Origin of the sequence: Neorhizobium sp. CSC1952 (assembly GCF_030378245.1) — a bacterium.
Taxonomy (GTDB): Bacteria; Pseudomonadota; Alphaproteobacteria; order Rhizobiales; family Rhizobiaceae; genus Neorhizobium; species Neorhizobium oryzae_A.
Genome location: NZ_CP128416.1, coordinates 1036383 through 1061472, shown reverse-complemented (window position 1 = coordinate 1061472; position 25090 = coordinate 1036383). Strand labels below are relative to the sequence as shown.

Here is a 25090-nt window from a genome sequence, read left to right as displayed (position 1 = left end):
GGTCCATAACTTATCGGCTGCGGATCGCCCGCGTCAGTTCAGCACCCGAAGGAGGCCGGGAGAGTCCAGCGAGAAGGCGGGGATCGTCACCTTGAAGGTCTCTCCCTCGTCCGTCTGCATGTCGTAGTGGCCGAACATCATGCCCGATGGCGTGTCGAGCGGGCAGCCCGAGGAATATTCGTACGAATCGCCGGGCTGCAGCCGCGGCTGCTCGCCCACCACACCGGGCCCGTCGACCTCGTCCACCACGCCGTTCTGGTCGGTGATGTGCCAGTAGCGATGCACCAGCCGTACGGAAACGGGCGAATGGTTTTCGATGACGATGCGGTAGCCCCAGACATAGCGGCTCTCTTCCGGACTGGATTGCTCCTCCAGATAGTAGGGCTCGACGGCGACTTCGATGTCTTTTGTCCGGGCGCGATACATGTTGCACCTCAACAATGCTCAGGCATCCGATATTGTACCTGATTACCGGAACGTCAAGAAATCTCGCGGCTTGAACAACCGGGTGTGAGCGTTTCTTGAAGTTAGGGATAACTGATATGGTGAATCCGGTAAGCCCGGATTCACCATGACGGATCTCAGGCCGCGATCTTGGAGAGCGCCTTGGCGAAATCCTCGATCAGATCCTCGGTGTCTTCGATGCCGGCGGAGAGGCGCACGGTGCCGGGCGAGATGCCGAGTTCGGCGCGGGCTTCGTCCGTGAGGTTCTTGTGCGTCGTCGTCGCCGGATGGGTGATCAGGCTGCGCGTGTCGCCGAGATTGTTGGAGATCGTGACGATATCGAGCGCGTTCTGGAACTTGAACGCCGCTTCCTTGCCGCCCTTCAGCTCGAAGCAGACCAGCGTCGAGCCGCCCTTCATCTGCCTGGCGATGATATCGGCCTGCGGATGGTCCTTGCGGCCGGGATAGATGACGCGGGCGACCTGTTTCTGCTCGGCGAGGAAGTCGGCGATCTTCGAGGCGTTCGCGGTCTGCTGCTTCACGCGCAGCGGCAGCGTCTCCACGCCCTTCAGCAGCGTCCAGGCGTTGAACGGCGACATGGCCGGGCCGGTATGGCGGAAATAGTCGTGCAGGTTCTCGTCGATCCAGGCCTTGTCGGAAAGCACGACGCCGCCGAGGCAGCGGCCCTGGCCGTCGATATGCTTGGTCGCCGAATAGACGACGACATGCGCGCCGAGCTCCAGCGGCTTCTGGAAGAGGGGGGTCGCGAAGACGTTGTCGACCACCACCTTGGCGCCGATCTGGTTCGCGAGTTTCGCGACGCCGGCGATGTCGATCACTTCAAGCGTCGGATTGGTCGGGCTTTCCAGGAAGAAGACCTTGGTCTTCGGCGTGATCGCCTTCTCCCAGTTTTCCAGATGGCGGCCGTCGACCAGCGTGCAGTCGATGCCGTATTTCGGCGCGAGCGTCTCGACCACCCAGCGGCAGGAGCCGAAGAGGGCGCGGGCGGCGACGATATGGTCTCCGGCCTTGAGCTGGCAGAGGATCGCGGCCGTGACGGCGGCCATGCCGGATGCGGTGGCGCGGGCGTCTTCCGCCCCTTCCAGCATGCACATGCGCTTCTCGAACATGTCGTTGGTCGGGCTGCCGTAACGGGCATAGATGAAGCCGTCGGTCTCGCCTTTGAAGCGCGCCTCGGCAGCTTCCGACGTGTCGTAGACGAAGCCCTGGGTCAGGTAGATCGCCTCGGACATCTCGCCGTATTGCGAACGCAGAGTGCCCCCGTGAACGAGCTGGGTTGCCGGGCGCCATGTCTTGGTCATGCTAATCCCCATTTTCAAACAACAAAAAAACCGGCCGCGAAAGCAGACCGGTTTGGCACCCGGTCCTTTTAGCCACTTGTTTAACGTGGCTGCAAGCCGACCGGCCAAATCACCACGGGATAAAGCTGCCTTACGCCTGCTTGCGGCTTGCGTCAATGGCTTGCATTTGGTTTTGTCGCGCTGAAATACGGAAGAGACATGATGGCTCGTGCAACAGGCATTCTGGCAGACCGCGCGATTGCGGCACTTTTCGAAAGCGGACGGCTGATCTCCGAGCGCGAGCTCGATCGCGACCAGATCCAGCCGGCAAGCCTCGACCTGCGCCTCGGCTCGAAGGCTTTCCGTGTCCGCGCGAGCTTCATGCCGGGCCCGGCCAATCTCGTGTCGGACAAGCTCGACCGGTTGAAGCTGCACGTGATCGATCTTTCGGAAGGCGCGGTGCTGGAAACCGGCTGCGTCTATATCGTGCCCCTGATGGAGCGCCTCGACCTGCCGGCCGACATGTCCGCCTCGGCCAATCCGAAGAGCTCCACCGGCCGCCTCGACATCTTCACCCGCGTCATCACCGACTACGCGCAGGAATTCGACAAGATCCCGGCGGGCTATTCCGGCCCGCTCTATCTGGAAATCTCGCCGCGCACCTTTCCGATCGTCGTGCGCCGCGGCTCGCGCCTGTCGCAGATCCGCTTCCGTGTCGGCAACGCTCTGCTCGGCGAGCCGGAGCTGTTGAAACTTCACGAGGCCGAAACGCTGGTGGCCGCTTCGAAGCCCAACGTCTCCGGCGGCGGCATCGCGCTGTCGATCGACCTTTCCGGCGACAAGGAAGGCCTGATCGGCTACCGCGGCAAGCATCACACGGCTGTCGTCGACGTCGACAAGAAGGGCGAGCACGATATCTTCGACTTTTGGGAGCCGCTCTACAGCCGCGGGCGCAACGAGCTGATCCTCGATCCGGATGAGTTCTACATCCTCGTCTCGCGCGAAGCCGTGCATGTTCCGCCGCTCTATGCGGCGGAGATGACGCCTTTCGATCCGCTGGTCGGCGAATTCCGCGTCCACTATGCGGGCTTCTTCGATCCGGGTTTCGGCCATGAGGCGGCCGGCGGCCGCGGCAGCCGCGCGGTGCTGGAAGTGCGCAGCCACGAAGTGCCGTTCATCCTGGAAGACGGCCAGATCGTCGGCCGTCTCGTCTACGAGCATATGATGGAGCGGCCGGAAGGGCTTTACGGCACCGGCCTCGGATCGAACTACCAGGCGCAGGGGCTCAAACTTTCCAAGCATTTTCGTGTTTGACGCGCCGGCCGCTTGACAGCCGGCGGCATCTGTTGGAAGTCTCGGGACCGACGCGGGTGTAGCTCAATGGTAGAGCAGCAGCTTCCCAAGCTGAATACGAGGGTTCGATTCCCTTCACCCGCTCCAGTCTTCCGGCAAATTACATCAGCCTGCCCCATGCGGGGTTCCAGTTCACGCCTTCCGAGAGTTCCACGAAGATCGGCGGCTTGTCCGGCCCGCGGTTCTTGTTCTCCGCCATCCGGAAAGCCTCCTCCGGCTCCATCTCCTCTCCGGGAAAGATCGTGTCGTCTTCGGAAGGATCGGCGACCTTGCGGATATAGCCGCGGATCTGGTCGCCGGAATGGTAGAATCTGATGATCAGCGCGCCGGGAGCCGGCTCTCCGCCGCGATAGCGATAGTAGGTGCGCATCGTTCTCCTCCTGTTGTCGGGGCCTGTTACCTGACGCCCGGAGGCCCGAAAATGTTCCGGGAACCCTGAACAGGAAGATGGTCTTCCGTCAGGCTCTTTTGCCGCTGGGATGGTGCGGCGTCTTGTTCCAGAAGAAGGGTCTGGAGCGGAGTTCCAGCACCGCGCGCCAGGCGGCGGCCGAAGTCATCAGCCAGTAAAGCGATACGCCGGTCCAGCGCCAGCCGATCAGCCGTCTTTCATGTCCGATCATCGGCCCCAGCCCCAGGCCGAGGAAAACCAGGTAGCTGCCGAAGACGTTGATCGTATCGATCACGAAAAGCGAAAGCACGCTGGCCGGAATATCGTCTGCCGGCGCCGCCAGCATGGAATAGGCGCCGAGCGCCATGAAGACGATGATCAGCGGATGCAGGAGCGAGGAGACCAGCATGCCTCCGATCGTCAGCTGCGAAATGCAGAAGGCCGCGAGACCCATCTCGCGGATGAGCCGGCGGGGATCGCGCATCAGCACCAGCCAGGTCTGCAGCCAGCCCTTGAACCAGCGGCTGCGCTGTCCCATCCAGACCCGCATCGTGGTGGGCGCATCTTCCAGCGTCTGGCGGCCGATGACCCCGGAACGATAGCCGAGCCGGTAGAGGCGCAGTCCGAGATCGGCGTCTTCCGTGACGTTGAACGGGTCCCAGCCGCCTGCGGCGTGCAGCGCTTCGGTGCGGAAGTGGTTGGACGTGCCGCCGAGCGGCAGCGGCATCCCGGCGTTCGCAAGCATCGGCAGCAGCCCGCGGAAGAGGGCCGCATATTCCAGCGAGAACAGCGCGCTGATCCAGGAGTCCTGCCCGTTGGTGACGATCAGCGGCGCCTGCAGACAGGCGAGCTCGCGCGGCGACGCCCGGAAGCGCTGATAGGCCTCGCGCAATTGTTGCGGATGCGGCCGGTCCTCCGCGTCGTAGATCGCCAGGAACTCGCCGCGTGCGGCACCCAGCGCATAGGTGAGCGCCTTGGGCTTGGTGCGCGGCTCCGACGGCGGCACTTCGACGATCTCGAAATGGCCGCCGGCCGAGAGGGTTTTCAGCGCCGCGATCGTCTCCCGGTCGTCCGCTTCGCAGACGAGCTTGATGTCGAGCAGCGAATGCGGCCAGTCGAGCCGCCTGAGGCTGGCGATCAGCTGCTCGGCGACCGCGGCTTCGCGGTAAAGCGCCACCATCACCGTATAGCAGGGAAGGGGGCCGTGCTGGAGCCGGAAGGCCGGCGGCATCACCGTCCCGAAACGTTGCTGCGTCAAGGCCGCGAGCCTCAGAAGCAGGGAAGCGAAATAGACGAGCGACAGCAGGACATGCAGGAGGAGCAGCGCCGCAAGCGGCGCGACGATCAGGGCCGAGATCAGGGCGGCAAGCCCGATCCCCGCATGGAAGCCCTGGTTGCCGATGAGCACGATGCGGGCGGAAAACGCGGGGAAGCGGTCGAAGAGCCGGTTGACGGTGTCGCGCACCCGCCTTCCGGCGCCGGCCTGCCACACCGCCCGGCGGATTGCCGAAGGCGTGGTGATCACGAGGTCGCGGCCGAGCAGGGGCATGGCGGAAAGGGCGGCTCCGAAATCGGCGAGCCGCACCGCTTCCGGCACCACGGCCACCTGCGGAGCCCGATGGCGATGGCTGATGCGGATCTGATTCGGGCGCTGCAATTGCGTGTCGAGCGCCGGAATGTCGGCGATGGAAGCGGGATCGATCGTCTCGATGAACGGCAGGCGCAGGAACCGGGCGACCGCACCGTAATAGGCCGCCTCGTCGACCTGGCCGCTATGGAGCAGTTCGCTCTCGATGCTGGTGCCGTTCCGCCGCGCTCGTTCGGCAAGCGTTGCAAGCAGCGGCTTCGAGAAGCCGAGCGCGGCAAGGGCGGCGAGCTCCGGATCCTCGGCGGAATGCTCCTCGGCAAAATCATGGATATCGTCTGCAGGTCCGCCTGCAGGTGAGGCCGAATCCAGCCACGCGCGCTCTTGCACCGGCGGCGATGCCAGTGGATATTCCTGCAAATGCATGACTCTGCTACACCGCCCGAAAGCGGATGCCCCAACCTGTCCCGATCTGGATCATAGAGATGCGCCCCATGATTGCATCCCCGAGAATCAGGGGTTTTCTCAACCTGCTGCAGCTTTTCCTTGCGGCGGGCGGATTTCTTGTCTGCGGCGGGCCGGGACATGCCGCCGACGGCAATGCGCTGCCGCTGATGTTCGATGCCCGCGAACGGCTGTCGCGGCCCGATCTTTCCGAGGTCGTGCGGGTGCGCATCCTCACGACCGTCGATTTTCCGCCCTTCAATTTCGCCGACCAGACCGGCCGGCTTGCCGGCTTCAACGTCGATCTTGCCCGGGAGATCTGCACCGAGCTGAAGATCGAAACGAAGTGCCAGATCCAGGCGCTGCCGTTCGAAGAGTTGGAGAAGGCGCTGGAAAGCGGCGCCGGCGAAGCGGTCATGGCGGGCATTGCGGTGACGCCGGAGCGGCGCCAGCGCTTCGCGTTCTCGCGGCCCTATCTCGGCGTGCCGGCACGCTTCGCCCGCAATCTCGCCGCCAAGATCGGCGGCGATACGGCGGCCGCGCTCGCCGGCAGGCCGGTCGGCGTGGTGAGGGGCACGGCCCACGAACTGATGCTCAAGGCTTTTTTCCCGAAGGTCGACGCCAAGCCTTTCGATACCTATGAGGCGATGCTGGAAGAGCTGAAAGCCGGCAAGGTGGACGCGGTCTTCTCCGACGGGCTGAGATTGCCCTTCTGGGTGGCGGGCGAGGCCTCGGCAAAATGCTGCGCGCTCTTCGACGGCCCCTATCTCTCTGAAAAGTTCCTGGGCGAGGGCCTCTCCGTCATGCTCCGCAAGGGCGATCCGATGCTGGTGGCGGCGTTCGACCAGGCGCTCGGCACGCTCTCGCGCAACGGTCGCCTGCAGGACATCTATCTGCGCTATTTCCCGAACGGCCTTTACTGATCGCGGCCTTGTGAATTCTTTCCTATCCGCTATTCGCTATTCGCTCTTACTGGCTCGCCCAGATGATCCGCGCCATCCATTCCACGTCGGAAAGATCGAAGACGCGGTTGGAATGTTCGGGGTTGAGGGAAAGAAGTTCCACGGTGCGGGCGCTCTGGCGGGCGAGCACCTTGGCCATCACCTCGCCTTCCTTGGTTCTCAGCACCACGCGGTCGCCGCGGCGCACCTGCGCGCCGGGCTCGACGATCAGCACGTCGCCGTCGCGATAGAGCGGCATCATCGATTCGCCCTGGACCTCGAGCGCATAGACGCCGGCCTTGCGGGAGGGATCGACCGGGAATTCCACCACGTCCCAGCCCTGGCCGGCCGGAAAGCCGCCATCGTCGAAAAAGCCGCCGGCGCCGGCCTGTGCGAAGCCGAGCAGCGGGATCGTGCCGCCCTGCGGCGGGAAATTGCCGTCCGGAAGCGCCGAGCGGCCGGCAGCGGCGGGCAGATAGCTCATGAACTGGTCGATCGTGGCCCCCGTCGCCTCCAGCACCTTGGCGATCGATTCCGTCGACGGCCAGCGCAGCCGCCCGTCGGGTCCAAGCCGCTTCGATTTGTTGAAGGAGGTGGGGTCGAGCCCGGCACGCCGTGCAAGCCCCGAGGGCGTCAGCTGATGACGCTCGGCCAGCGTGTCGATCGCGTTCCAGATCGTTTCATGTGACAGCATCTTGCCCGTACCCGTGATCTTGCCCGGACCAAGGGCGCGCGAGGCAGGGCCGGACAATCCGGCGCTCGGCGACACCCTTCGATCAAACCCTTGCCCGCGGCCTTTCAAGCAGAAAGGAGGCTCGCGCATACCCCCGGATTTTAACGGAGCCGCGGCCCGGCGTAAAGGGACGAAAGGAATAAAATCCTGTTTCGCCGGTCAGGCCACCAGCGCCATGTTGATCTTGCCGAGCTTGATCACCGCTTGCGTGCGGCTGTCGACGTTGAGTTTCAGGAGGATCGCCGAGACATGCGCCTTAATGGTCGCTTCGGAGACGCCGAGTTCGTAGGCGATCTGCTTGTTGAGCAGGCCCTCGCCCAGCATGGTCAGCACCCGGCTCTGCTGCGGGGTGAGCGTTTTCAGCCGCTCGATGAGTTCGGCAAGGCCGGGATCCTCTTCCTGTGCGGTGAAATCGCCCTTGGGCGCCCAGATATCGCCCTCCAGCACCGCCTGGATACCGGCGCGGATGTCGTCGAGACCGGAGGATTTGGAGATGAAGCCCGAGGCGCCGAGTTCGAGCGCCCGGCGGATGGTGGTGCAGTCGTCGCTTGCCGAGACGATGATGATCGGCAGGCCGGAGAATTCGGCCCTGAGCGTCATCAGCCCGGAAAAGCCGCTGACGCCCGGCATGGCGAGGTCGAGCAGCATCAGGTCGGCGTCGGGATTGCTTCCGGCGGCAAGCCGGGCGGCCTCGAAATCGCCCGCCTCGATGATGACGAGCTCGTCGGCAATACCCTGCATCGCCTGGCTGAGCGCGCCGCGAAACAGGGGATGATCGTCTGCGATGATGATCGTGAGTGTCTGCATTCCCACGCTCCCTCCCAAGAGCATAGTCGGGCCTGCTTCTTTGAGAAGTTGTAAACCTCCCGTGAGCCGGAAACAAGTGCGGGAATCAGGTGCGGTCGGGTTGCGGCTCGTTCGCCCGCCGTTCATCCACAAATTCTCCGACGATCGCCATGAAGCGCCGCATGAATTTCTCCATGATCGAGAGCGACTGCTCTACGTCCTGGTCGCTCGGCAGCGCTTTCAGCGGCGTCTGGCTCAATCGCTCCTCCAGCGCGGTCACGCGTTTTGCGAGCCTGTCGAGCTCCTGTTCGTAGGCCGCCCTTTCGTCCGGCTGCATGCGGCAGGCGAGCGTGCCGTTCTCGTCGCGGCAAAGCGTCATGGCGCCGGTTTCGGTGTCGAGCCGAACGATGCCGTTTTCCGTGCGTTCGAGCTGGAAGCGGTTGGCCTGTGTCTGCTGATGGGGCTGCTGCTGGGCATGCGTGCCGGTGGAGACGAGAAGCATCGCGATCGCCAATGCTGACGTTTTCATCCTGTGGTCCTCCTGTTGCCGGGTGGACAAGCGCCGGGCTTTGCGGCAAACGCTGCGACTATAACACATCCCAGAGAGCTCATGATGACGGATATAGTGTACAAGATCGTGCCGGAAACGCTCTGGCGCCAGGCCAAGGAAAAAGGCGTCTTCGAAGGCGCCGAAATCGACTTGAAGGACGGTTATATCCATTTCTCGACCGGCGCCCAGGCGCGGGAGACGGCTAGGCTGCATTTCGCCGGCGTCGCGGGCCTGCTCCTGGTGGCGGTCAATGCGCTCACACTGGGGGAGGCGCTGAAATTCGAGCCCTCGCGCGGCGGCGATCTCTTCCCGCATCTCTACGGTGCCCTGCCGTTCTCCGCGGTCCTCTGGGAAATGCCGCTGCTGATCGGTGCCGATGGCCTGCATGCCTTCCCGGAGAAGATGCCGTGATCGGTCCGTTCGCAGGCCTTGCCTCCCGCAGTCTGTTCGTTTTCGATCCGGAAACCGCCCACGGGCTTTCGGTGGCCGCGCTGAAGACGGGCTTCGTGCCCGCCTGCCGGATGCCGGTCGATCCGCGGCTCGTGCAGACGGTCGCCGGCATCCGGTTCCCGAACCCGATCGGCCTTGCGGCGGGCTACGACAAGAATGCCGAGGTTCCGGATGCGATCCTGAGGCTCGGCTTCGGCTTCACGGAAGTGGGCACGGTGACGCCGAAGCCGCAGTCCGGCAACGACAGGCCGCGCATCTTCCGGCTCGTCGAGGATCGCGGCGTCATCAACCGGCTCGGCTTCAACAACGAAGGGCATGAGGCCGCCTTTGCGCGGCTGACCGCCCGCCGCAATGCGCCGGGCATCGTCGGCGTCAATATCGGCGCCAACAAGGATACGGCCGACCGTGTCGCCGATTACGTCCTCGGCATCCGCAGGTTCTACGGCCTCGCCACCTATTTCACCGTCAACATCTCCTCGCCCAACACGCCGGGCCTGCGCGATCTCCAGGCGCGCGACAGCCTGCGGGCGCTTCTGGAGGCCGTGCTCGCCGCCCGCGCCGAGGAGGCGGTGCGGCACGGAAAGTCCGTTCCGGTCTTCCTGAAGATCGCCCCCGATCTGACCGAGGAGGGACTGGACGACATCGCGGCGGAAACGATCTCCCATCCGCTCGACGGGCTCATCGTCTCCAACACGACGCTCGCCCGCGACGGGTTGAAGGACGGAGTGCAGGCAAAGGAAGCCGGCGGGCTTTCCGGCGCGCCGCTCTTCAGGCGCTCGACCGCAGTGCTCGCGAAGATGCGCAGGCGCGTCGGGCCGGCTCTGCCGATCATCGGCGCCGGCGGCGTTTCGAGCGCCGAGGATGCCCTGGAGAAGGTCCGTGCCGGGGCCGATCTGGTGCAGCTCTATTCCTGCATGGTCTATGAAGGGCCGGGGCTTGCGGCGACGATCGTCAGGGGCCTGTCCTCGCTGCTGGACCGGGAAAAGGCCCCGTCGATCCGCGAGCTGCGCGATAGCCGTCTCGACTATTGGGCGGATACGAAACTCTGACGCGCCTTGCGCGGCACCATGGCCGCCAGGAAGAAACCGCGCATCAGGAGGAACAGGTTGAGGGACAGCCAGAGCCCGTGATTGCCGAAAGGCAGCACGAGCAGCGCGAGGCTCGCGCAATAGCCCGCGAACGAGACCAGCATCATGTTGCGCATCTCGCGCGACCAGGTGGCGCCGATGAAGACCCCGTCCATCTGGAAGGCGAGCGCGCCGGTGAGCCCCGTCACCGCCGCCCAGGCCAGATAGGTATAGGCCTCCTGCCGTACCTCTTCGGACGTCGTGAGCAGGTGGATGATCGGCTCGCCGAAGGTGATGAAGAAGAGGCCGACGATGGCGGCCATGGCGAAGGACCAGAGGCCGGTGAGCTTCAGGGCCTGGTTGAAGGAGGGCCGGTATTGCGCCCCGACCGCACGGCCCGCGAGCTGTTCGGCGGCACCCGCCAGCCCGTCGAGGAAGAAGGCCGACAGCATGAAGATGTTCATCAGCACGGCGTTTGCCGCCAGCGTCACGGCGCCGAAGCCGGAGCCGACGCGGGTGAGCAGCGCGAACGCGCCGTTGAGGATCAGCGAACGGATCAGGATGTCGGCATTGAGCTGGAAGAGCTGCTTCAGCTTCGCGGTGTCGAATATCTCGGCCCGGCTCGGCCGGTCGGCGGCGGAAAACTGCCGGCTGAGGATGAGGAGGCCGATCGCCACGGCGCTGGCTTCCGCCGCTGCCGTCGCCCAGGCGACGCCCGCGACGCCCCAGCCCAGGATGAGGCCGAACAGGATGGCGAGAACGATATTCGTGCCGTTCAGAATGATCTGCAGGGTGAGCCCCAGCACGCCCTGGCCCCGTCCGAGCACAAAGCCGAGGATCGCGAAATTGGCGAAGGTCGCCGGGCTCGTCAGCACCCGGATGCCGAAATATTGCCGCGTCACCTCGGCGACGGCCGGATCGCTGGTCATCAGGTCCGGCGCGAAGGTGAGAATCAGCGGCGAAAGCGCCAGCATGAAGAGGCCGAGCGCGAGCGCGCTCAGGAGCGCCCGCCAGAAGACGGCCTGCTGCTCGTGCCGGTCGCCGCGTCCGAAGGCCTGCGCCACGAGCCCCGTGGTCGAGGTGCGCAGGAAGCTGAGGCTGCCGTAGATGAGGTCGAAAAGGATCGCGCCGATCGCGAGCCCCGCCAGCGCTTCCGGCCTTCCGAGATGGCCGACCACGGCGGTATCGGTAAGGCCCAGCAGCGGCGTCGTCAGGAAACCGAGGGTCATGGGGATCGCGATGCCCAGCACCAGCCGGTGCGTCACCTCGAATGGCCTGACGGCCTCTCCCCTGGCCTCTCCCTTTTGCCCTCCGCTCTCCACGGATCAGCCCGAGAGGACCATGGCCCAATAGGACCGGGCGCCTGTCGACGTGCGCGCCATGGCGACGCCGAGGCCCCTGTAGGAGCCGAGCATGTTTTCCAGATGTTTCGGCGAGTCGATCCAGGCCTGTACGGCGGCTTCCACCGTGTTCTGGCCGCTCGCGATATTCTCCGCCGCCGGCAGCGGCACGTCGTTCTTCCTCATCCTGCCGCCGAAATCGTCGCCGAAGCCGATCAGATGGCTCATCTCGTTGGCCTTCGCCATGCGCACCGCCTGCTGGAGGGCCGCCCGGCGGGCCGGCGTGTCGGGCGACAGCGACGACCGGTTGCGGCTCTGCCTGAGCCTGTTCACCAGCGGCAATGCCGCTGCCGTCTCGTCCTCTGCACTCGACGCGGGCGTGAGGACATTGGTGGTCGAACAGCCGGCCAGAAGAAGCGCCATGCCGGAAAGGACGAGGAAACCCCGCCGCGTAGGAAGGACGAAGGCGGTCATGTCAGCGGCGGTAGCTCAGGAGACGCAGGATGACGAAGATCGGTATGACGACGATCGCGCCCAGCAGCAGATAGTCGCCGACCCGCCCGAGCGCCCGGAAGCCGTTGTACCAGAGGTCCAGGAACCAGTAGCGGATGGTGCCGACGATATTGTCCGGCGTGAAACCGAAAAATGCGAGTACAAAGCCCACCACCAGGCACACGACGATCAGTTTGACGATCGTGCGGCCCAATGAATCGCCCAGAAACCTGTTGACCCCGTCCGCCATCCTTGTCCTTCTCCGAATTGCAACTGAGAAATAGTCGGCAGCAGCTTCCGCCGCAAGCGTTTCCCCTTAGATAGAACTTGAGTTTTTTTGTGGCTTCGGCGAAGAACCCGCACCTTCAGGGATCATTCCGATGCTGCCCAGCCAGTTTTCCTCCGGCGACGTGATCGCCGACCGCCGCGCCGACTATGCCCGCATGCTGGCGGAGGGAGGCGATTTCGCGGCCGCGGCCGAGCTGATGGAGCAGGCGCTGGAGATCGCGCCGTCATGGGCCGCCGGCTGGTTCCGGCTCGGCGAGTACAGGGAAAAAGCGCGTTTCGAAACCGCTGTGGACGCCTATCGCCGGACGCTCGACCTCGCGCCTGACGATGTCTTCGGTGCCCGATTGAAGCTCGCGCTGCTCGGCGCGGAAGAGGTGCCGGACCAGCCGCCGAGCCGCTATGTCGAAGGTCTTTTCGACGATTACGCCGACCGTTTCGATGCGGCGCTCGTCGAAAAGCTCGACTATTCCGTTCCCGGCAAGCTCGCCGCGCTCGTCGCGCCTTACGGGCCGTTCACGAATACCGTCGATCTCGGCTGCGGAACCGGGCTTTTCGGCGCCGAGGTCCGCGACCGGACGGGCCGCCTCGAAGGCTTCGACCTCTCCCTGAACATGCTGGCCAAGGCGGAGGCCAAGGGGCTCTACGATCATCTCGGCCAGTCCGACCTCAGCCTTTCCATGGAAGAATCCGGCCTCTTTTCGGCCGGTCTCGCAAGACAGCGCGCCGATCTCGTCTCGGCGGCCGATGTACTGATGTATCTCGGCTCGCTGGAAACCGTCTTCCCGCTCGTCCCGGAACTGCTGGCGCCCGCCGGCCTCTTCGCCTTTTCCGTCGAGGATGCGGGCGAGGGGGCGACATTCCTCCTCCGCGATTCCCTGCGTTACGCGCACTCGGAAGCGTATATCCGCGCGCTGCTTGCCCGCTACGGCCTCGATCTTCTGGACGTCCGGCGGACGGTCATTCGCCTGGATGCCGGCAAACCCGTCCACGGCATTCTGTTTCTGTCGCGAAAGCCCGGCTGACCGACCGTTTCTTGCTTTTTTCTTCGCCGGTCCGTCCCCGCTTGAACGGTCTTGATGACCGTTTTATTGCAGTGCAATATCATCGAAGACAGATGGGGTGAGCGTTGGCTGGACAGCAGAAGCAGGTTCAGAGAAGAAGCCTTGGTTTCTACAGCATCGATCCGTCGCAGCATACGCTGCTGGAGGATGCGCAGGGCCTGTTCACCGGCGCCATGGTCGCGGCCCTCGGCTTCTACATGCTGAACAAGGTGGGGCTGCTGACCGGCGGCACGGCGGGCGTCGCCTTTCTCCTGCACTACGCTTTCGGCATCTCGTTCGGCCTGCTGTTCTTCATCGTCAACCTGCCGTTCTATTACCTGTCGTTCCGGCGGCTCGGCTGGGCGTTTTCCCTGAAGACCTTCGTCGCCATCGGCCTCGTCTCGGTGATCTCCGAGATCGAGAGCCGCTTCTTCCTGATCGATTACCTGCACCCGTTCTGGGCGGCGCTCCTCGGAGGCCTGCTTCTCGGTTACGGGCTGCTGGCGCTTTACCGGCACCGGGCATCGCTCGGCGGCGTGGGCATCCTGGCGATCTACATTCAGGATCGTTTCGGCATCCAGGCAGGCCTTATCCAGCTTGCCTTCGACCTCGCCGTCATGGTCTGCGCCTTCGCGGTCGTCAGTCCCCTGACGGTGATGTGGTCGGTCCTGGGGGCGGTGATGCTGAACCTCTTCCTCGCCATCAATCACCGCTCCGACCGCTATATCGTCGTGCGGTGATCGCGGCGGGAAGGATCAGGCGGCCTTTGCCGGCTGGTCGACCGGATGCATGGCGCGGAAGCCGACGCAGAGCCGGTTCCAGACGTTGATCACGCCGATCGCGACCGTGATCTTGACCATGTCCTCTTCCGTGAAATGCGCCCTCAGCGCCTCGTAGGCGCTGTTGGGAACATGGGTATCCGCAACGCGGGTGACCGCATCCACCCAGGTCAGCAGCGCGCGTTCCTTCTCGTCGTAGATCGGCGATTCTTCCCAGGCGCTCATCAGGTTGATCCACTGCTCGGAAAGCCCGTCGTGCCGGCTTTCCTTCACATGCATGTCGATGCAATAGGCGCAGTGGTTGATGATCGAGGCCCGGAGCTTGATCAGGTGGATGTGGCGCTTTTCCAGGCCGCAGCCCTGGACATAGTTTTCGAGATTCTTGACGGCGTTGTGGGCCTCCTGCGAGGCTTTGAAGAAATTCAAGCGGGGCTCCATGGGGTGGTCTCCTTCAGGTTATGGCCTCAGCGGGCCGTCTTGCGTTCGTGGATTTCGAGGAAGGCGCAGCCACGCGCGGCGATCCCGCCGTCGTCGGTAACCTCCAGGTCCGCCAGGATGTCGGCGATCGACACCTTGGCGAGTTCGGCGCGGTAGGCCCTTTCCGCCTTCAGCATCGCCGCGTTGATGCCGCAGGGTTTTGCGAAATAGCGCCCGGGCAAAGGGTTCGGCCCGCGCTGGCGGATTTCGGCGCAGCGGAAGGCAGGCGCCGGTCCTTCGACGGCCAGAACGATGTCGAGCAGGGTGATCTCCTCCGGCTTTTTCGCCAGCCGGTAGCCGCCCTTCGGCCCCGGCATCGTGTCCACCAGCCCGGCGCCCGAGAGCGCCTGCAGATGCTTCAGGAGATAGCTTGTCGAGACGCCGTGAAACTCCGCCAGCGCCGCCGCCGACAGCACGCCGCCTTCCGAAAGGCGCGAGAGCATGGTCACGCAGTGGATCGCCTGTTCGACGCCGTCGCCGAGTTTCATGGCTCGTCTCCTACTACGGCTTGTCTCCTATCATGGATAAAACATATCCATGATTCTGTGAGGCCGTCAAGCACCCTTCTTTTTCTTGCGGTTACGCTTATCTTGAGCGGCGTGGATATCGTCGAAACCCAGTCCTCCGGCCGAGATGCCGCGCTCCTGCCCCGGCCGTTCCAGACCTGGTTCGCCGAAAAGGGCTGGCAGCCGCGCGCCCACCAGCTCGAACTGCTCTCGCGGGCCACGGCCGGCGAGAACATGCTGCTGATCGCGCCGACCGGCGCCGGCAAGACGCTCGCCGGTTTCCTGCCCTCGCTCACCGATCTCACCCGCCGCGGCAAGATCCCGCCGGGCTCGGCCTTTACCGGCATCCACACGCTCTACGTCTCGCCCTTGAAAGCGCTGACGGTCGATATCGAGCGCAACCTGATGAAGCCGGTCACGGAGATGGGCCTGTCCGTCACCGTCGAGAACCGCACCGGCGATACGCCGCAGGCCAAGCGCCAGCGCCAGAGGCTCAATCCTCCCGACATCCTGCTGACCACGCCCGAACAGGTGGCGCTGCTGCTCGCCAACAAGGAGGCCGAGCGCTTCTTCAAGGACTTGAAATACGTGGTCCTCGACGAGCTGCATTCGCTCGTCACCTCCAAGCGCGGCCACCTTCTCTCGCTCGATCTCGCCCGCATCCGCAGGCACGCGCCGCACGTGCGGACGATCGGCCTTTCGGCCACCGTCGCCGATCCCATGGACCTGCAGCGCTGGCTCGTCCCGCAGGGCCAAAGGGAAACAGGGCGTCCGGCCCCGCCCGCCGGCCTCGTACATGTCACGGGCGGCGCCGCACCCGATATCGCCATCATGAAGACGGACGACCGCATTCCCTGGTCCGGCCATGTCTCGACCTATGCGATGCCGGAGGTCTACGAAGAGATCAAGCGCCACAAGACGACGCTGATCTTCGTCAATACGCGGTTCCAGGCGGAGCTTCTGTTCCAGACGCTCTGGACGATCAACGAGGACAACCTGCCGATCGCGCTGCATCACGGTTCGCTCGATGCCGGCCAGCGCCGCAAGGTGGAAGCCGCCATGGCCGCCAACCGATTGCGCGCCATCGTCGCCACCTCGACGCTCGACATGGGCATCGACTGGGGCGACGTCGATCTCGTCGTGCATGTCGGCGCGCCGAAGGGGGCGTCGCGGCTCGCCCAGCGCATCGGCCGCTCGAACCATCGCATGGACGAGCCGTCCAAGGCGATCCTCGTTCCCGCCAACCGCTTCGAGGTGATGGAGTGCCAGGCGGCGCTCGATGCGAACTATCTCGGCGCGCAGGACACGCCGCCGGTCGGCGAAGGCGCGCTGGACGTGCTCGCCCAGCACGTGCTCGGCATGGCCTGCGCCGAACCCTTCGATCCGGTCGAGCTTTACGACGAGATCGTCTCGGCTGCGCCCTATGCCAACCTCTCCTGGGAAATGTTCGAGCGCATCGTCGATTTCGTCGCGACCGGCGGTTACGCGCTGCGCTCCTACGAGCGTTACGCCAAGATCCGCAAGACGAAGGATGGCCGCTGGCGCGTCTCCAACCCGCAGGTCGCGCAGCAATACCGCCTGAACCTCGGCACTATCGTCGAGGCGACCGAGCTCAACGTCCGGCTGGTGCGGCGCAACGCCAACGGCTCGCTCGGCCGCGGCGGCCCAGGTCGGGGAGGACTTTCGCTCGGCAAGGTCGAGGAATATTTCCTCGAACAGCTTGTTCAGGGCGATACCTTCCTCTTCGCCGGCAAGGTGCTGCGCTTCGAGGGCATCCGCGAGAACGAATGCCTCGTCTCCAACGCCTTCTCGCTCGATCCGAAAATCCCGGCTTACGCCGGCGGCAAGTTCCCGCTCACCACCTATCTGGCCGCCCAGGTCCGCTCCATGCTGGCCGATCCCGATCGCTGGCGCGTCCTGCCCGATCAGGTGCGCGACTGGCTGAATATCCAGCGCGACCGCTCGATCGTGCCGAAGCAGGACGAGCTGCTGATCGAGACCTTCCCCCGCGGCAAACGTTTCTTCCTGATCGCCTATTGTTTCGAGGGCAGGCTGGCGCACCAGACGCTCGGCATGCTGCTCACCAGAAGGCTGGACCGCATCGGCGCCCACCCGCTCGGCTTCGTCGCGACCGATTACTCGCTCGCGATCTGGGGCCTCTCCGACATGGGCGCGATGATCGGATCGGGCCGTCTCAGCCTCTCCGACCTCTTCGACGAGGACATGCTGGGCGACGATCTCGAGGCCTGGCTGAACGAGAGCTACATGCTGAAGCGCACCTTCCGCAATTGCGCCGTGATTTCCGGCTTGATCGAGCGCCGCCATCCGGGCAAGGAGAAGACCGGAAGGCAGGTGACGGTGTCAACCGACCTGATCTACGACGTGCTGCGCACCCACGAGCCGGACCACGTGCTGCTGGAGGCGACGAGGCGGGATGCGGCATCCGGGCTTTTGGATATCGGCCGGTTAGGCGATATGCTGAAGCGAATCAGGGGGCACATCACCCACCGCGATCTCGACCGCGTTTCGCCGCTCGCCATCCCGATCATGCTGGAGATCGGCAAGGAGCCGGTGCCGGGCGAGGCGCAGGATGCGGTGCTGCAGGAAGCCGCCGAGGAACTGATCGCGGAGGCGCTTGGGTGAGACGCGGTGGGGCGAAGCCCGAGCGATCGATCCGGTGATCGATTGCGTCGTGCCCCTCACCCTCACCCTCTCCCCGCAGGCGGGGAGAGGGAACGTGCCCTGTCCGGCCGTGGGTGGATTCGGATAGGCTGCGGCGAGTCTTCCTTCTCCCCGTCATGACGGGGAGAAGGTGCCTGGCAGGGCGGATGAGGGGCAGTCGCAAGGACGAAGGCGGCCACCTCGAATATTGGGAAGAAACGAAGTTGATGCACCGCCTCGGGCTCGCAGCCCGTTCGACAATGATGACCGGAGCCGCCACGGGCGCGGAAGAGATCGTCGTGAACGGCACCGTCGCCGTCTGCGATCCCATGGGCGGGCTCTATCTGCCGGAAACGGGCATGCTCGTCGTGTCCGATCTGCATCTCGAAAAAGGCGCTGCCTTCGCCCGCCGCGGCATGATGCTGCCGCCCTATGACACGATCGCCACGCTCAACATCCTGTCCGCCGTCATCACCCGCTACGATCCGAAGATCGTGGTCTCCCTCGGCGACAATTTCCATGACCGCAAAGGCTCCGAGCATCTGCCGCAGGAGCTGCGCTCGCTGATAGGCGCCATGGCGCGCGGCCGCGACTGGATCTGGATCAACGGCAACCACGATCCGGACGGCACCGTCGGCCTGCCGGGAACCTGCACCGACGAATTGTTTTACGGCGGCCTCGTCTTCCGCCATGAGCCGAGCCTGATTTCCGGCCCGAGGGGGAGCAAAGGCGAGATCGCCGGCCATCTTCATCCCGCCGCCACCGTCCGCCGCCGGGAAAAATCCGTCCGCCGTCCATGCTTCGCGAGCGACGGTTCGCGTCTTCTCATGCCGGCCTTCGGCGTGCTGGCAGGCGGCCTCGATCTTCGCCACCAGGCCATGCGCGGCCTCTTCGATCATGAGACGCTGGTCGCGCACCTGCTCGGCCGCGACCGCATCTATTCGGTGCGTTACGCCAATCTCATCGGCTGACCGGCGCGGATGCCGAAGGGTAGTGCCGTTTTCGGTTGGGCATCCAGCCCGAAACCTTACCGATAGACCAGAACCGGCGTCTTGGAATTGGCCAGCACCTTCATGGTGACGCTGCCCAGCATGAACGCCTTGAAGCCGGAGCGGCCGTGCGAGGCCATGGCGATCAGGTCGCAATTGTACTTGTCGGCCGCCTCGATGATCGTGCTCGCCGGATCGGTGCTTTCGAGCTTGACGGTTTCGCAGGCGACCATGCGCTGTTTCGCCGCCTCCCTGGCGCCGGAAAGAATGCCGTCCGCGGCCTCGTTGTTCTGGCGGTCGTATTCCGCATAGGCGATTTCCATGCCGGCCGGATTGAGCGTGAAGACCTGCAGCGGCTCCATGACGACCAGCACCGTCGCTTCCGCGCCGGTTTCGTGTGCGAAATCCAGTGCCTTTTCGAGCGCCTGGGTGGAAAGCGGCGATCCGTCGATGGGGATGAGGATGTGTTTGTACATATGCGCCTCCGTGATCTTGCGGCTTCAATCTAACAAGGAACGCTCTAAGGTAGGCGCTTCATTGACATTGCTCAATTGTCCCGTGCCGGCGCCCAGGGGTTCTCTCCGTCCCGCAGCCACCTGAGAGTGTCCCGCCAGAAGCCGTTGGCATGGCGGGAGTGGAACAGGCTGAAATGCCCGATCGCCTCGAGATCGTAGTCCTGAGGTCTCAGCAGCACCTCCGTGCGGTCCGCGTTGCGGTAGTAGGCGAGCGTCCGCCGGACCGCGGCGACGGTACCGATATCGTCGTCCGAGACGGCGACGGCCAGGATCGGCGCCTTCACGGCCTCGAAGCGCCGCAACACGTCCTCCCGTTCATTGGCGGGATGGGTCATCTCCATCCGGGCGCCCCGAAAGCTCCATTCGTTGGCGACGCCGGCCGGCAGGTCCTCCAGCCAGCCCAGCCGTCTTCCGGGAAAATAACCGTAGAGCGCCGTCAGCGCGGGCATCACCACATGCCATTTGTAGAAGAGGCGCAGCCGGTGCCTGGCGGCATAGTCCCGCCAATAGGCATATTGCGCGCCGACGGTCAGCATACGGTCGATCCGCCCCGCGCAAGGAGAAAGACCGGGCAGGTAGCCGCCGATACTGTGGCCCACCACGCGAAGCGGCTGCCCGGGCCGGGATGTGGCCAGATGGCGCAGGGCCGCGTCGAAATCCTGTTCGCCCCAGTCCCGCCAGCGATAGCGGCACCCCCTCAGCGTCTCCGGCCGCGAAAGGCCGATGCCGCGATAGTCGTAGGTGAGCACGTCGAACCCTTCCCGGGCGAGGAAGTCCGCGTAGTAATGGTAGTAGCGGGCAAGCACGCCGGTGGCGGGATTGATGACGATGCCGGCGGCCGGCTCGCCGCGGGCCGGCCAGAAATGCCCGTTGAGCACCACCCCGTCGCGGCAGGTCAGGGAGACCGGCTCGCCGAGAGGCCGCGCCGCCACCTTTGCCGGTTCCTGCGCCAAGCCGGCTGTATTCTCGTTGACCGCCATGTGCCGCCTCCCTCGCAAGCACACCATAGCCGCCATCGTGTGCGGCGCAATAATCCGAAGGAAGGGGTTGTCGCGGCCGTTCAGATCTCGCCGGACATCTCCCGGCGGCGCCGGTCGAGTTCTTCGCTGTAGCGCCTGAGCGTATGGCTTTCGGTCAGGAGCCCGATGACCTTGCGCTCGATCTGGTTGTTGACGACGGCCAGGGCTTCCGCCTCCAGCTTGTCGAACATCGCGGCCGCCTGCTTGGCGTTCATGGAACGCAGCAGCACGTCGTTCCTGTAACGTATGAAGGAGGCAAGCGTCGGCTTCTCCTTCTTCTCGGCGTCCTCGGTCGGCGCGGCATAGACGTCCGGCAGCAGGATCATGCCCGCATATTTCTCGCCTTCGTCGACCAGGATCACCCGCTGCGTCGCGCCGAGCGGAAATTGCTTCCGGAATTCCTCGATGCTCATCGTCACCGGCGCGGTGCGCACGTCCGCGCGCATCATCCGTTCGACGGTGAGGTTGCGGATCCAGCCGATGTCGTGGGCGCTGCGGATGCTTTCCCCGCGCAGGTGGAAGCGCCACGTGGCGAAGGAATAGCCGAAAGTGCTGCGCACGGTGACCGACGAGGTGATGACGGCTGCGAGCGCGAGCGCGGTGATGGGAAAGTCGCCCGTCACCTCCAGCGCCAGGAACGTCATGGTCAGGGGACCGCCGATGACGGCGACCGACAGCGCGCTCATGCCGACCACCGCGTAGATGACCGGCGTGACCGTCGCCTCGGTGAAGACGTAGGGAGCGGCATAGGCGAAGAGCTTGCCGAGCAGCGCGCCCAGGAACAGCGATGCGAAGAAGAGCCCGCCGCGAAAGCCGGAGCCGATCGAGATGGCGCTGGCAACCGATTTCAGCAGCAGGATCGACAGGAGCGCGAAGACCGTCATGCTCTGGTTGAGGTTGAGGTGCAGGGCGCCGTGGCCGGCGGCCAGCACCTGCTGGTCGACGAGGGCGAGCAGTCCGACGGCGATGCCCCCGAGCGCCGGCCGGAAAACCGGTGAAATGGAGCTCTTGCGCGCCAGTTCCTCGACGAAGGTCACGCCTTTCATGAGCAGGATGCCGCCGCCGGCGCAGAACATGCCGAGCACGATCGCCGGCACGTAATCGGCCGGCACGACGGCGCCGAAATCCCCGACGTCGATCATGAAGGCGTCGCCGACGAAAAGCCGGGTGACGATGGTCGCGGTGAGCGCCGATACCACGACCGGCGCAAGGCTGATGATCGTATAGGTGCCGATGATCAGCTCGAAGGCGTAGAACGCGCCTGTCAGCGGCGCGTTGAATGCCGCCGCGATCGCGCCGGCCGCGCCGCAGCCGACGAGGATCCGGAGATCGGAGCGGCGAAGCTGCAGCAGGAAACCGATCTTGGAGGCTATTCCGGAGGAGAGCTGGGTATAGCCGGCCTCCAGCCCGACGGAGGCGCCGAAACCGTTGGAGATCAGGTTCTGGACCGCGACGAGAATGCTGTCCGTGAGCGACAGGCGGCCGCCATGCAGCGCGTTGGCCTCGATCGGATCGACCATCGGCTTCTTGCGCCACTTGCGCAGGATCAGGAAGACGAGACCCATGACGGCGCCGCCGACGATCGGTGCCGCGAGAATGGTAAGCCGGTCCGTATTGACCGAGGAACTCAGCCTTTCCCCCGCCTCGATCTTGAAGATCAGCTGATGCAGTTCATGCGAGACCCAGCTCATCCCCGCAACGGCGAAACCTGCAAGCACGCCGACCATGGCTGCCGCGACGATGAGGCCGAATTCGCTGCGCCGGATAAGGACGCGCAGCGCGGCCGGATCGAGAAGAATGCGGGCGGATGGCAGGTATGAGATGATCCGGCTGAACATGATGGCACGAGGCGGGCACGAGAAGGATGGGGCCTACTTAGTGCAGGCGGCGGCGGAAGCAAACCGTCAAAGCGGTCCCTTCCGCCTCCGCGCCGGTATCATGCGGCCTTCCCGATTTCATAATGCAGGATCACCGCGCCGTTGGCCGCGGTTGCGGAAGAGACGAGCTTCAGCTCCGTCACCTGGTCCGCCGTCTTGAAAAGCGGATTGCCGGAACCGAGCAGCACCGGCACGATGCAGATGCGGTATTCGTCGATCAGTCCTTCCTTCATCAGCGAGGCTATCAGCTCGGCGCTGCCGAAGACGAAGATCGTCTTGCCGTCCTGCGCCTTCAGCGTCTTGAGCTCCGCAACCGGATCGCTCACCACGCGGCTGTTGTTCCATGTCGCCTCCTTCATCGTCTTCGAGACGGCGAGCTTGGCGATGCTGTTCATGTAGTCCTTGACCGGCCCTTCGTTCTCGGCCGTCGGCCAGTAGGCCGCCATGCCCTCGTAGGTTCTGCGTCCGAAGACCAGCAGATCGCCTTCCTTGCCGAACTGTTCGGAAAGCTCCCGGAGCTCCGGCCCCCAGGCGTGGTTGTGAAACTCCAGGTCCCAGGGCTTCTCTCCCTCGAAATAGCCGTCCAGCGTCATCAGGTTCCAGGCCACCAGCTTTCTCATCTCATTCTCCATCCGTGTTAAAACCAGTTGCATTTAGCAAGCAGTTGAAAGTTAGCGAAACTGATTTTATAATGCAAGCGGTTTTTTGGAGAAAGAAATGGAAGAAGTGCACCGGTCGGGCTGCCCGATCAATCTGACGCTGGAGGTTCTCGGCGACCGCTGGAGCCTGATCGTCATCCGCGACATCATGTTCGGCAACCGCCGTCATTTCCGCGAGCTGCTGCAGAATTCGGAGGAGGGGATCGCCTCCAACATCCTGGCCGACCGGCTGAAACGCCTGGTGGAGCGGGGAATGCTCACCCGCGAGGACGACCCGAGCCACAAGCAGAAGGCGATCTACAGCCTCACCGAGATGTCGATCCGGCTGGTGCCGATCTTCGCGGAGATGGGTGCCTGGGGCCGGCGGTTCCTTCCCGTTTCGGAGGAGCTCTCGATCCGCGCCCAGCTTCTGGAGGAGGGCGGCCGCCCGCTCTGGGAGGATTTCATGCAGGAACTGCGCGTCCTGCATCTGCACGCTCCGCGCGATCCCGATAAACCGTCCGTCTTCGATCGCCTGCGCGCCGCCTATCTGGAAGTCGTCGCCCGCAACCGGGCCGCCGCCGAGGCTGCCGAGTGATCAGTCCTTGCGGAAGATCAGGCTGGCGCCCCAGCCGGTGATGACGGCGATCAGCACGCACAGGAAACCGTAGGCGAGCGGCCGGTTATGCGCCGCGTCCGTGATCGCCTGTTCGATGCCGGTCTTGACGACGCGCAGCGGCAGTTCCTTCTGGAGGATGAGCTGGCCGCTCTTGAAGAGATAGGCGCGCACCACATGGACGCCGTCCGGAATGTTGGCCGGCAGCCTCAGCGAGGCGCGGAAGAGGCTCGACGAGACGAAGCGCACCCCGCTCGTGTCGCGCTGGTAGAGCCCGCTCGTGAGCTTCAGCCGCCGGTAGGCGTCGCGGAACTCGCCGATCAGGCCGGAATCGGGAATGTAGCCGACCGGGTTGAGCGCCAGGTGATCGATGCCGACGCCGATATCGTTGAGGCTCGTTGGCTGGTCGATGCTGTCGATCTGGCGCGTGCTCGCCATCGAATAGCTTTCCGGCACCTGTTCGAACGTCATCGACTGCGTGTTCATCCATATGCCGAAGACGCGCTCCTTCTTGCGCACCGTGGCATAGTCCTTCGGACCCTCCAGCGTGACGATCAGGTCGTATTGCCCGATCGCCAGGAACAGTTCGTCCGCATTGGTGAGCGCCCCGAAAATCGTCAGGTCCGCGCCGCGGAAATCCGAGGCGATGGCGATTTCGCTGGTCGAGGCGCCGATCTCCAGGCCCTCCTTCACCGTCGAGGCCTGCCCGAACGGCACCTGCGCCATCGCGGGCGAGGCGAGCGCCGCGAACACGAACAGCAGGGCGGAGCGGAGGAGCCGGCGCATCAGTAGGACAAGCCCCCGACCGCGACCGAATAGATGTCCTCCGGCGTCACGATGAGCCCGATCGCGAGGCGGATGCCGACGGCGAGCACGAGCAGCGCCAGCAGCGCGCGGAGCTGCTCGCCGCGCAGCTTCTGGCCGACGCGCACCCCGTATTGCGCGCCGATCACGCCGGCGACCATGAGGATCGAGGCGAGCACGATGTCGACGGAATAGTTGGTCGCCGCCTGCACCATGGTCGTGTAGGCGGTCACGAAGATGATCTGGAAGAGCGACGTGCCGACGACCACGTTGGTCGGGATGCGCAGGAGATAGATCATCGCCGGCACCATGATGAAGCCGCCGCCGACGCCCATGATCGAGGTGAGCACGCCGATGCCGAAGCCGAGCGTCACGATCGGCACGGCGCTCAGATAGATCCGCGATTTCTTGAACCGCATCTTGAAGGGCAGCCGGTGCACCCAGTTGTGCTGGCCGGGGCGCTTCAGCGGCAGCGGCTCGTTGTTTCTCGCCCGCTGCATGGCGCGCAGGCTTTCCTGCAGCATCAGCCCGCCGATCGTTCCGAGCAGCACGACGTAGAGGAGCGAGATGAAGAGGTCGAGCTGGCCGACCCGCCTCAGCCAGGAGAAGACCCAGACGCCCGCCGTCGCGCCCAGGAGGCCGCCGACGAGCAGCACCGAACCGAGCTTCATGTCCAGCGTGCCGCGCCGGAAATGGGTGATCGCGCCGGAGATCGATGAGGCGACGACCTGGTTGGCGCCCGTCGCGACCGCCACCACGGGCGGAATGTTGTAGAAGATCAGCAGCGGCGTGATGAGAAAGCCGCCGCCCACGCCGAACATGCCGGACAGGAAGCCCACGGCCGCGCCCATGCCGAGAATGATGAAGATGTTCACCGAAAGCTCTGCGATCGGCAGGTAGACAGTCACGGCCGAACCCCGAAAAGGCATGAATCACCGCCTCGCGGGCGGCGCGATCATGGGTCCGCCCGCTGCGGCGATGGGATTGTGCGCGACCCTGACCCCTCG

The 25090-nt window shown here is 64.6% G+C and carries 27 protein-coding genes, 1 tRNA gene and 1 riboswitch; of the genes, 10 read left to right on the top strand and 18 right to left on the bottom strand.

The features are described 5' to 3' along the window. Positions 1–33: 33 nt before the first annotated feature. Positions 34–426: a Co2+/Mg2+ efflux protein ApaG gene (gene apaG / locus QTA58_RS05505; protein WP_085422257.1), complete on the bottom strand. Its 393-nt coding sequence runs from the start codon at positions 424–426 to the stop codon at positions 34–36. Between the two features lie 155 nt (positions 427–581). Next, positions 582–1766 carry an O-succinylhomoserine sulfhydrylase gene (locus QTA58_RS05500; protein WP_289672013.1) on the bottom strand — a complete coding sequence of 395 codons (1185 nt, stop codon included), beginning with the start codon at positions 1764–1766 and terminating at the stop codon, positions 582–584. A gap of 47 nt (positions 1767–1813) precedes the next feature. Then, a riboswitch (SAM riboswitch) is annotated at positions 1814–1892 on the bottom strand. A 72-nt stretch (positions 1893–1964) separates the two neighbouring features. Here QTA58_RS05500 and QTA58_RS05495 point away from each other — a divergent pair. Together QTA58_RS05495 and QTA58_RS05490 are read left to right on the top strand one after the other, a co-directional pair. Next, on the top strand, positions 1965–3059 hold the full coding sequence (locus QTA58_RS05495; protein WP_085422259.1) for a 2'-deoxycytidine 5'-triphosphate deaminase: 1095 nt from the start codon (positions 1965–1967) through the stop codon (positions 3057–3059). A gap of 52 nt (positions 3060–3111) precedes the next feature. Then, a tRNA-Gly gene (locus tag QTA58_RS05490) sits at positions 3112–3185 on the top strand. Positions 3186–3198: 13 nt separating this feature from the next. Here QTA58_RS05490 and QTA58_RS05485 read toward each other — a convergent pair. Continuing rightward, positions 3199–3468, bottom strand: coding sequence for a hypothetical protein (locus QTA58_RS05485; protein ID WP_289672012.1), 270 nt, complete (start codon positions 3466–3468; stop codon positions 3199–3201). An 88-nt stretch (positions 3469–3556) separates the two neighbouring features. Then, entirely contained in the window at positions 3557–5497 is a 1941-nt protein-coding gene (locus QTA58_RS05480) for a glycosyltransferase family 2 protein (RefSeq protein ID WP_289672011.1), read from the bottom strand. A 59-nt stretch (positions 5498–5556) separates the two neighbouring features. On the opposite strand from QTA58_RS05480, the gene QTA58_RS05475 reads away from it, so the two are divergent. Continuing rightward, positions 5557–6438 (top strand): transporter substrate-binding domain-containing protein, encoded by an 882-nt coding sequence (locus tag QTA58_RS05475; RefSeq protein ID WP_289672010.1) that lies wholly within the window; start codon positions 5557–5559, stop codon positions 6436–6438. Between the two features lie 46 nt (positions 6439–6484). Here the strand turns inward: QTA58_RS05475 and QTA58_RS05470 are convergent, their stop codons facing one another. The 3 genes from QTA58_RS05470 to QTA58_RS05460 form a co-directional block, all read right to left on the bottom strand. Beyond that, positions 6485–7150, bottom strand: coding sequence for a helix-turn-helix transcriptional regulator (locus QTA58_RS05470; protein ID WP_085423355.1), 666 nt, complete (start codon positions 7148–7150; stop codon positions 6485–6487). A gap of 198 nt (positions 7151–7348) precedes the next feature. Continuing rightward, on the bottom strand, positions 7349–7996 hold the full coding sequence (locus tag QTA58_RS05465) for a response regulator transcription factor (protein WP_085422262.1): 648 nt from the start codon (positions 7994–7996) through the stop codon (positions 7349–7351). 85 nt (positions 7997–8081) lie between these two features. Next, positions 8082–8477, bottom strand: a complete 396-nt coding sequence (locus QTA58_RS05460; RefSeq protein WP_289673032.1) for a hypothetical protein — start codon at positions 8475–8477, stop codon at positions 8082–8084. Between the two features lie 111 nt (positions 8478–8588). Here QTA58_RS05460 and QTA58_RS05455 point away from each other — a divergent pair, with 111 nt between their 5' ends. After that, the gene (locus tag QTA58_RS05455) at positions 8589–8936 is read left to right on the top strand and encodes a DUF952 domain-containing protein (RefSeq protein ID WP_200814105.1); all 348 of its coding nucleotides are present in this window, start codon (positions 8589–8591) and stop codon (positions 8934–8936) included. Continuing rightward, positions 8933–10024: a quinone-dependent dihydroorotate dehydrogenase gene (locus QTA58_RS05450; RefSeq protein ID WP_289672009.1), complete on the top strand. Its 1092-nt coding sequence runs from the start codon at positions 8933–8935 to the stop codon at positions 10022–10024. The genes QTA58_RS05455 and QTA58_RS05450 overlap by 4 nt, the downstream gene beginning before the upstream one ends. Here the strand turns inward: QTA58_RS05450 and QTA58_RS05445 are convergent. The 3 genes from QTA58_RS05445 to QTA58_RS05435 form a co-directional block, all read right to left on the bottom strand. Continuing rightward, the gene (locus tag QTA58_RS05445) at positions 10000–11271 is read right to left on the bottom strand and encodes an MATE family efflux transporter (RefSeq protein ID WP_289673030.1); all 1272 of its coding nucleotides are present in this window, start codon (positions 11269–11271) and stop codon (positions 10000–10002) included. The two genes, QTA58_RS05450 and QTA58_RS05445, sit on opposite strands and share 25 nt — an antisense overlap. 96 nt (positions 11272–11367) lie before the next feature. Continuing rightward, entirely contained in the window at positions 11368–11856 is a 489-nt protein-coding gene (locus QTA58_RS05440; RefSeq protein WP_289672008.1) for a CAP domain-containing protein, read from the bottom strand. 1 nt (position 11857) lies between these two features. Continuing rightward, a complete protein-coding gene (locus QTA58_RS05435) occupies positions 11858–12124 on the bottom strand; it encodes a DUF6460 domain-containing protein (RefSeq protein WP_085422267.1) in 267 nt (88 codons plus the stop codon). A 130-nt stretch (positions 12125–12254) separates the two neighbouring features. On the opposite strand from QTA58_RS05435, the gene QTA58_RS05430 reads away from it, so the two are divergent. Together QTA58_RS05430 and QTA58_RS05425 are read left to right on the top strand one after the other, a co-directional pair. Then, the gene (locus tag QTA58_RS05430; protein WP_289672007.1) at positions 12255–13184 is read left to right on the top strand and encodes a methyltransferase domain-containing protein; all 930 of its coding nucleotides are present in this window, start codon (positions 12255–12257) and stop codon (positions 13182–13184) included. Between the two features lie 104 nt (positions 13185–13288). Further along, positions 13289–13942, top strand: coding sequence for a YitT family protein (locus tag QTA58_RS05425; RefSeq protein ID WP_289672006.1), 654 nt, complete (start codon positions 13289–13291; stop codon positions 13940–13942). Between the two features lie 15 nt (positions 13943–13957). Here the strand turns inward: QTA58_RS05425 and QTA58_RS05420 are convergent, their stop codons facing one another. Continuing rightward, positions 13958–14419, bottom strand: coding sequence for a carboxymuconolactone decarboxylase family protein (locus tag QTA58_RS05420; protein WP_289672005.1), 462 nt, complete (start codon positions 14417–14419; stop codon positions 13958–13960). 26 nt (positions 14420–14445) lie between these two features. After that, a complete protein-coding gene (locus QTA58_RS05415; RefSeq protein WP_289672004.1) occupies positions 14446–14946 on the bottom strand; it encodes an Rrf2 family transcriptional regulator in 501 nt (166 codons plus the stop codon). 111 nt (positions 14947–15057) lie between these two features. On the opposite strand from QTA58_RS05415, the gene QTA58_RS05410 reads away from it, so the two are divergent. Both QTA58_RS05410 and pdeM read left to right on the top strand, forming a co-directional pair. Beyond that, positions 15058–17607, top strand: coding sequence for a ligase-associated DNA damage response DEXH box helicase (locus tag QTA58_RS05410; protein ID WP_289673029.1), 2550 nt, complete (start codon positions 15058–15060; stop codon positions 17605–17607). A 278-nt stretch (positions 17608–17885) separates the two neighbouring features. Further along, a complete protein-coding gene (gene pdeM, locus QTA58_RS05405; RefSeq protein WP_289673028.1) occupies positions 17886–18596 on the top strand; it encodes a ligase-associated DNA damage response endonuclease PdeM in 711 nt (236 codons plus the stop codon). Between the two features lie 56 nt (positions 18597–18652). Here pdeM and QTA58_RS05400 read toward each other — a convergent pair whose 3' ends face one another. The 4 genes from QTA58_RS05400 to QTA58_RS05385 form a co-directional block, all read right to left on the bottom strand. Then, positions 18653–19090, bottom strand: a complete 438-nt coding sequence (locus QTA58_RS05400; RefSeq protein ID WP_289672003.1) for a universal stress protein — start codon at positions 19088–19090, stop codon at positions 18653–18655. 71 nt (positions 19091–19161) lie between these two features. Beyond that, entirely contained in the window at positions 19162–20109 is a 948-nt protein-coding gene (locus tag QTA58_RS05395) for an alpha/beta hydrolase (protein WP_289672002.1), read from the bottom strand. Between the two features lie 80 nt (positions 20110–20189). Then, positions 20190–21986 carry a chloride channel protein gene (locus QTA58_RS05390; RefSeq protein ID WP_289672001.1) on the bottom strand — a complete coding sequence of 599 codons (1797 nt, stop codon included), beginning with the start codon at positions 21984–21986 and terminating at the stop codon, positions 20190–20192. 98 nt (positions 21987–22084) lie between these two features. Next, complete coding sequence (locus QTA58_RS05385) at positions 22085–22645, bottom strand: dihydrofolate reductase family protein (RefSeq protein ID WP_289672000.1); 561 nt, start codon at positions 22643–22645, stop codon at positions 22085–22087. A 97-nt stretch (positions 22646–22742) separates the two neighbouring features. Between QTA58_RS05385 and QTA58_RS05380 the strand changes: the two genes are divergently transcribed. Beyond that, entirely contained in the window at positions 22743–23261 is a 519-nt protein-coding gene (locus tag QTA58_RS05380; protein ID WP_085422277.1) for a helix-turn-helix domain-containing protein, read from the top strand. Here QTA58_RS05380 and QTA58_RS05375 read toward each other — a convergent pair whose 3' ends face one another. Both QTA58_RS05375 and QTA58_RS05370 read right to left on the bottom strand, forming a co-directional pair. Next, on the bottom strand, positions 23262–24065 hold the full coding sequence (locus QTA58_RS05375; RefSeq protein WP_289671999.1) for a TIGR02186 family protein: 804 nt from the start codon (positions 24063–24065) through the stop codon (positions 23262–23264). After that, positions 24065–24991: a sulfite exporter TauE/SafE family protein gene (locus QTA58_RS05370; protein WP_085423358.1), complete on the bottom strand. Its 927-nt coding sequence runs from the start codon at positions 24989–24991 to the stop codon at positions 24065–24067. Before QTA58_RS05370 ends, QTA58_RS05375 begins: the two co-directional genes overlap by 1 nt. Positions 24992–25090 lie beyond the last annotated feature (99 nt).

What these genes read in the sequence shown, in the direction of transcription:
- apaG (WP_085422257.1), bottom strand. Translation starts at nt 426, where the DNA reads ATGTATCGCGCCCGGACAAAAGACATCGAAGTCGCCGTCGAGCCCTAC.
- QTA58_RS05500 (WP_289672013.1), bottom strand. Translation starts at nt 1,766, where the DNA reads ATGACCAAGACATGGCGCCCGGCAACCCAGCTCGTTCACGGGGGCACT.
- QTA58_RS05495 (WP_085422259.1), top strand. Translation starts at nt 1,965, where the DNA reads ATGATGGCTCGTGCAACAGGCATTCTGGCAGACCGCGCGATTGCGGCA.
- QTA58_RS05485 (WP_289672012.1), bottom strand. Translation starts at nt 3,468, where the DNA reads ATGCGCACCTACTATCGCTATCGCGGCGGAGAGCCGGCTCCCGGCGCG.
- QTA58_RS05480 (WP_289672011.1), bottom strand. Translation starts at nt 5,497, where the DNA reads ATGCATTTGCAGGAATATCCACTGGCATCGCCGCCGGTGCAAGAGCGC.
- QTA58_RS05475 (WP_289672010.1), top strand. Translation starts at nt 5,557, where the DNA reads ATGCGCCCCATGATTGCATCCCCGAGAATCAGGGGTTTTCTCAACCTG.
- QTA58_RS05470 (WP_085423355.1), bottom strand. Translation starts at nt 7,150, where the DNA reads ATGCTGTCACATGAAACGATCTGGAACGCGATCGACACGCTGGCCGAG.
- QTA58_RS05465 (WP_085422262.1), bottom strand. Translation starts at nt 7,996, where the DNA reads ATGCAGACACTCACGATCATCATCGCAGACGATCATCCCCTGTTTCGC.
- QTA58_RS05460 (WP_289673032.1), bottom strand. Translation starts at nt 8,477, where the DNA reads ATGCTTCTCGTCTCCACCGGCACGCATGCCCAGCAGCAGCCCCATCAG.
- QTA58_RS05455 (WP_200814105.1), top strand. Translation starts at nt 8,589, where the DNA reads ATGACGGATATAGTGTACAAGATCGTGCCGGAAACGCTCTGGCGCCAG.
- QTA58_RS05445 (WP_289673030.1), bottom strand. Translation starts at nt 11,271, where the DNA reads ATGACCCTCGGTTTCCTGACGACGCCGCTGCTGGGCCTTACCGATACC.
- QTA58_RS05440 (WP_289672008.1), bottom strand. Translation starts at nt 11,856, where the DNA reads ATGACCGCCTTCGTCCTTCCTACGCGGCGGGGTTTCCTCGTCCTTTCC.
- QTA58_RS05435 (WP_085422267.1), bottom strand. Translation starts at nt 12,124, where the DNA reads ATGGCGGACGGGGTCAACAGGTTTCTGGGCGATTCATTGGGCCGCACG.
- QTA58_RS05430 (WP_289672007.1), top strand. Translation starts at nt 12,255, where the DNA reads ATGCTGCCCAGCCAGTTTTCCTCCGGCGACGTGATCGCCGACCGCCGC.
- QTA58_RS05420 (WP_289672005.1), bottom strand. Translation starts at nt 14,419, where the DNA reads ATGGAGCCCCGCTTGAATTTCTTCAAAGCCTCGCAGGAGGCCCACAAC.
- QTA58_RS05415 (WP_289672004.1), bottom strand. Translation starts at nt 14,946, where the DNA reads ATGAAACTCGGCGACGGCGTCGAACAGGCGATCCACTGCGTGACCATG.
- pdeM (WP_289673028.1), top strand. Translation starts at nt 17,886, where the DNA reads ATGATGACCGGAGCCGCCACGGGCGCGGAAGAGATCGTCGTGAACGGC.
- QTA58_RS05400 (WP_289672003.1), bottom strand. Translation starts at nt 19,090, where the DNA reads ATGTACAAACACATCCTCATCCCCATCGACGGATCGCCGCTTTCCACC.
- QTA58_RS05395 (WP_289672002.1), bottom strand. Translation starts at nt 20,109, where the DNA reads ATGGCGGTCAACGAGAATACAGCCGGCTTGGCGCAGGAACCGGCAAAG.
- QTA58_RS05390 (WP_289672001.1), bottom strand. Translation starts at nt 21,986, where the DNA reads ATGTTCAGCCGGATCATCTCATACCTGCCATCCGCCCGCATTCTTCTC.
- QTA58_RS05385 (WP_289672000.1), bottom strand. Translation starts at nt 22,645, where the DNA reads ATGAGAAAGCTGGTGGCCTGGAACCTGATGACGCTGGACGGCTATTTC.
- QTA58_RS05380 (WP_085422277.1), top strand. Translation starts at nt 22,743, where the DNA reads ATGGAAGAAGTGCACCGGTCGGGCTGCCCGATCAATCTGACGCTGGAG.
- QTA58_RS05375 (WP_289671999.1), bottom strand. Translation starts at nt 24,065, where the DNA reads ATGCGCCGGCTCCTCCGCTCCGCCCTGCTGTTCGTGTTCGCGGCGCTC.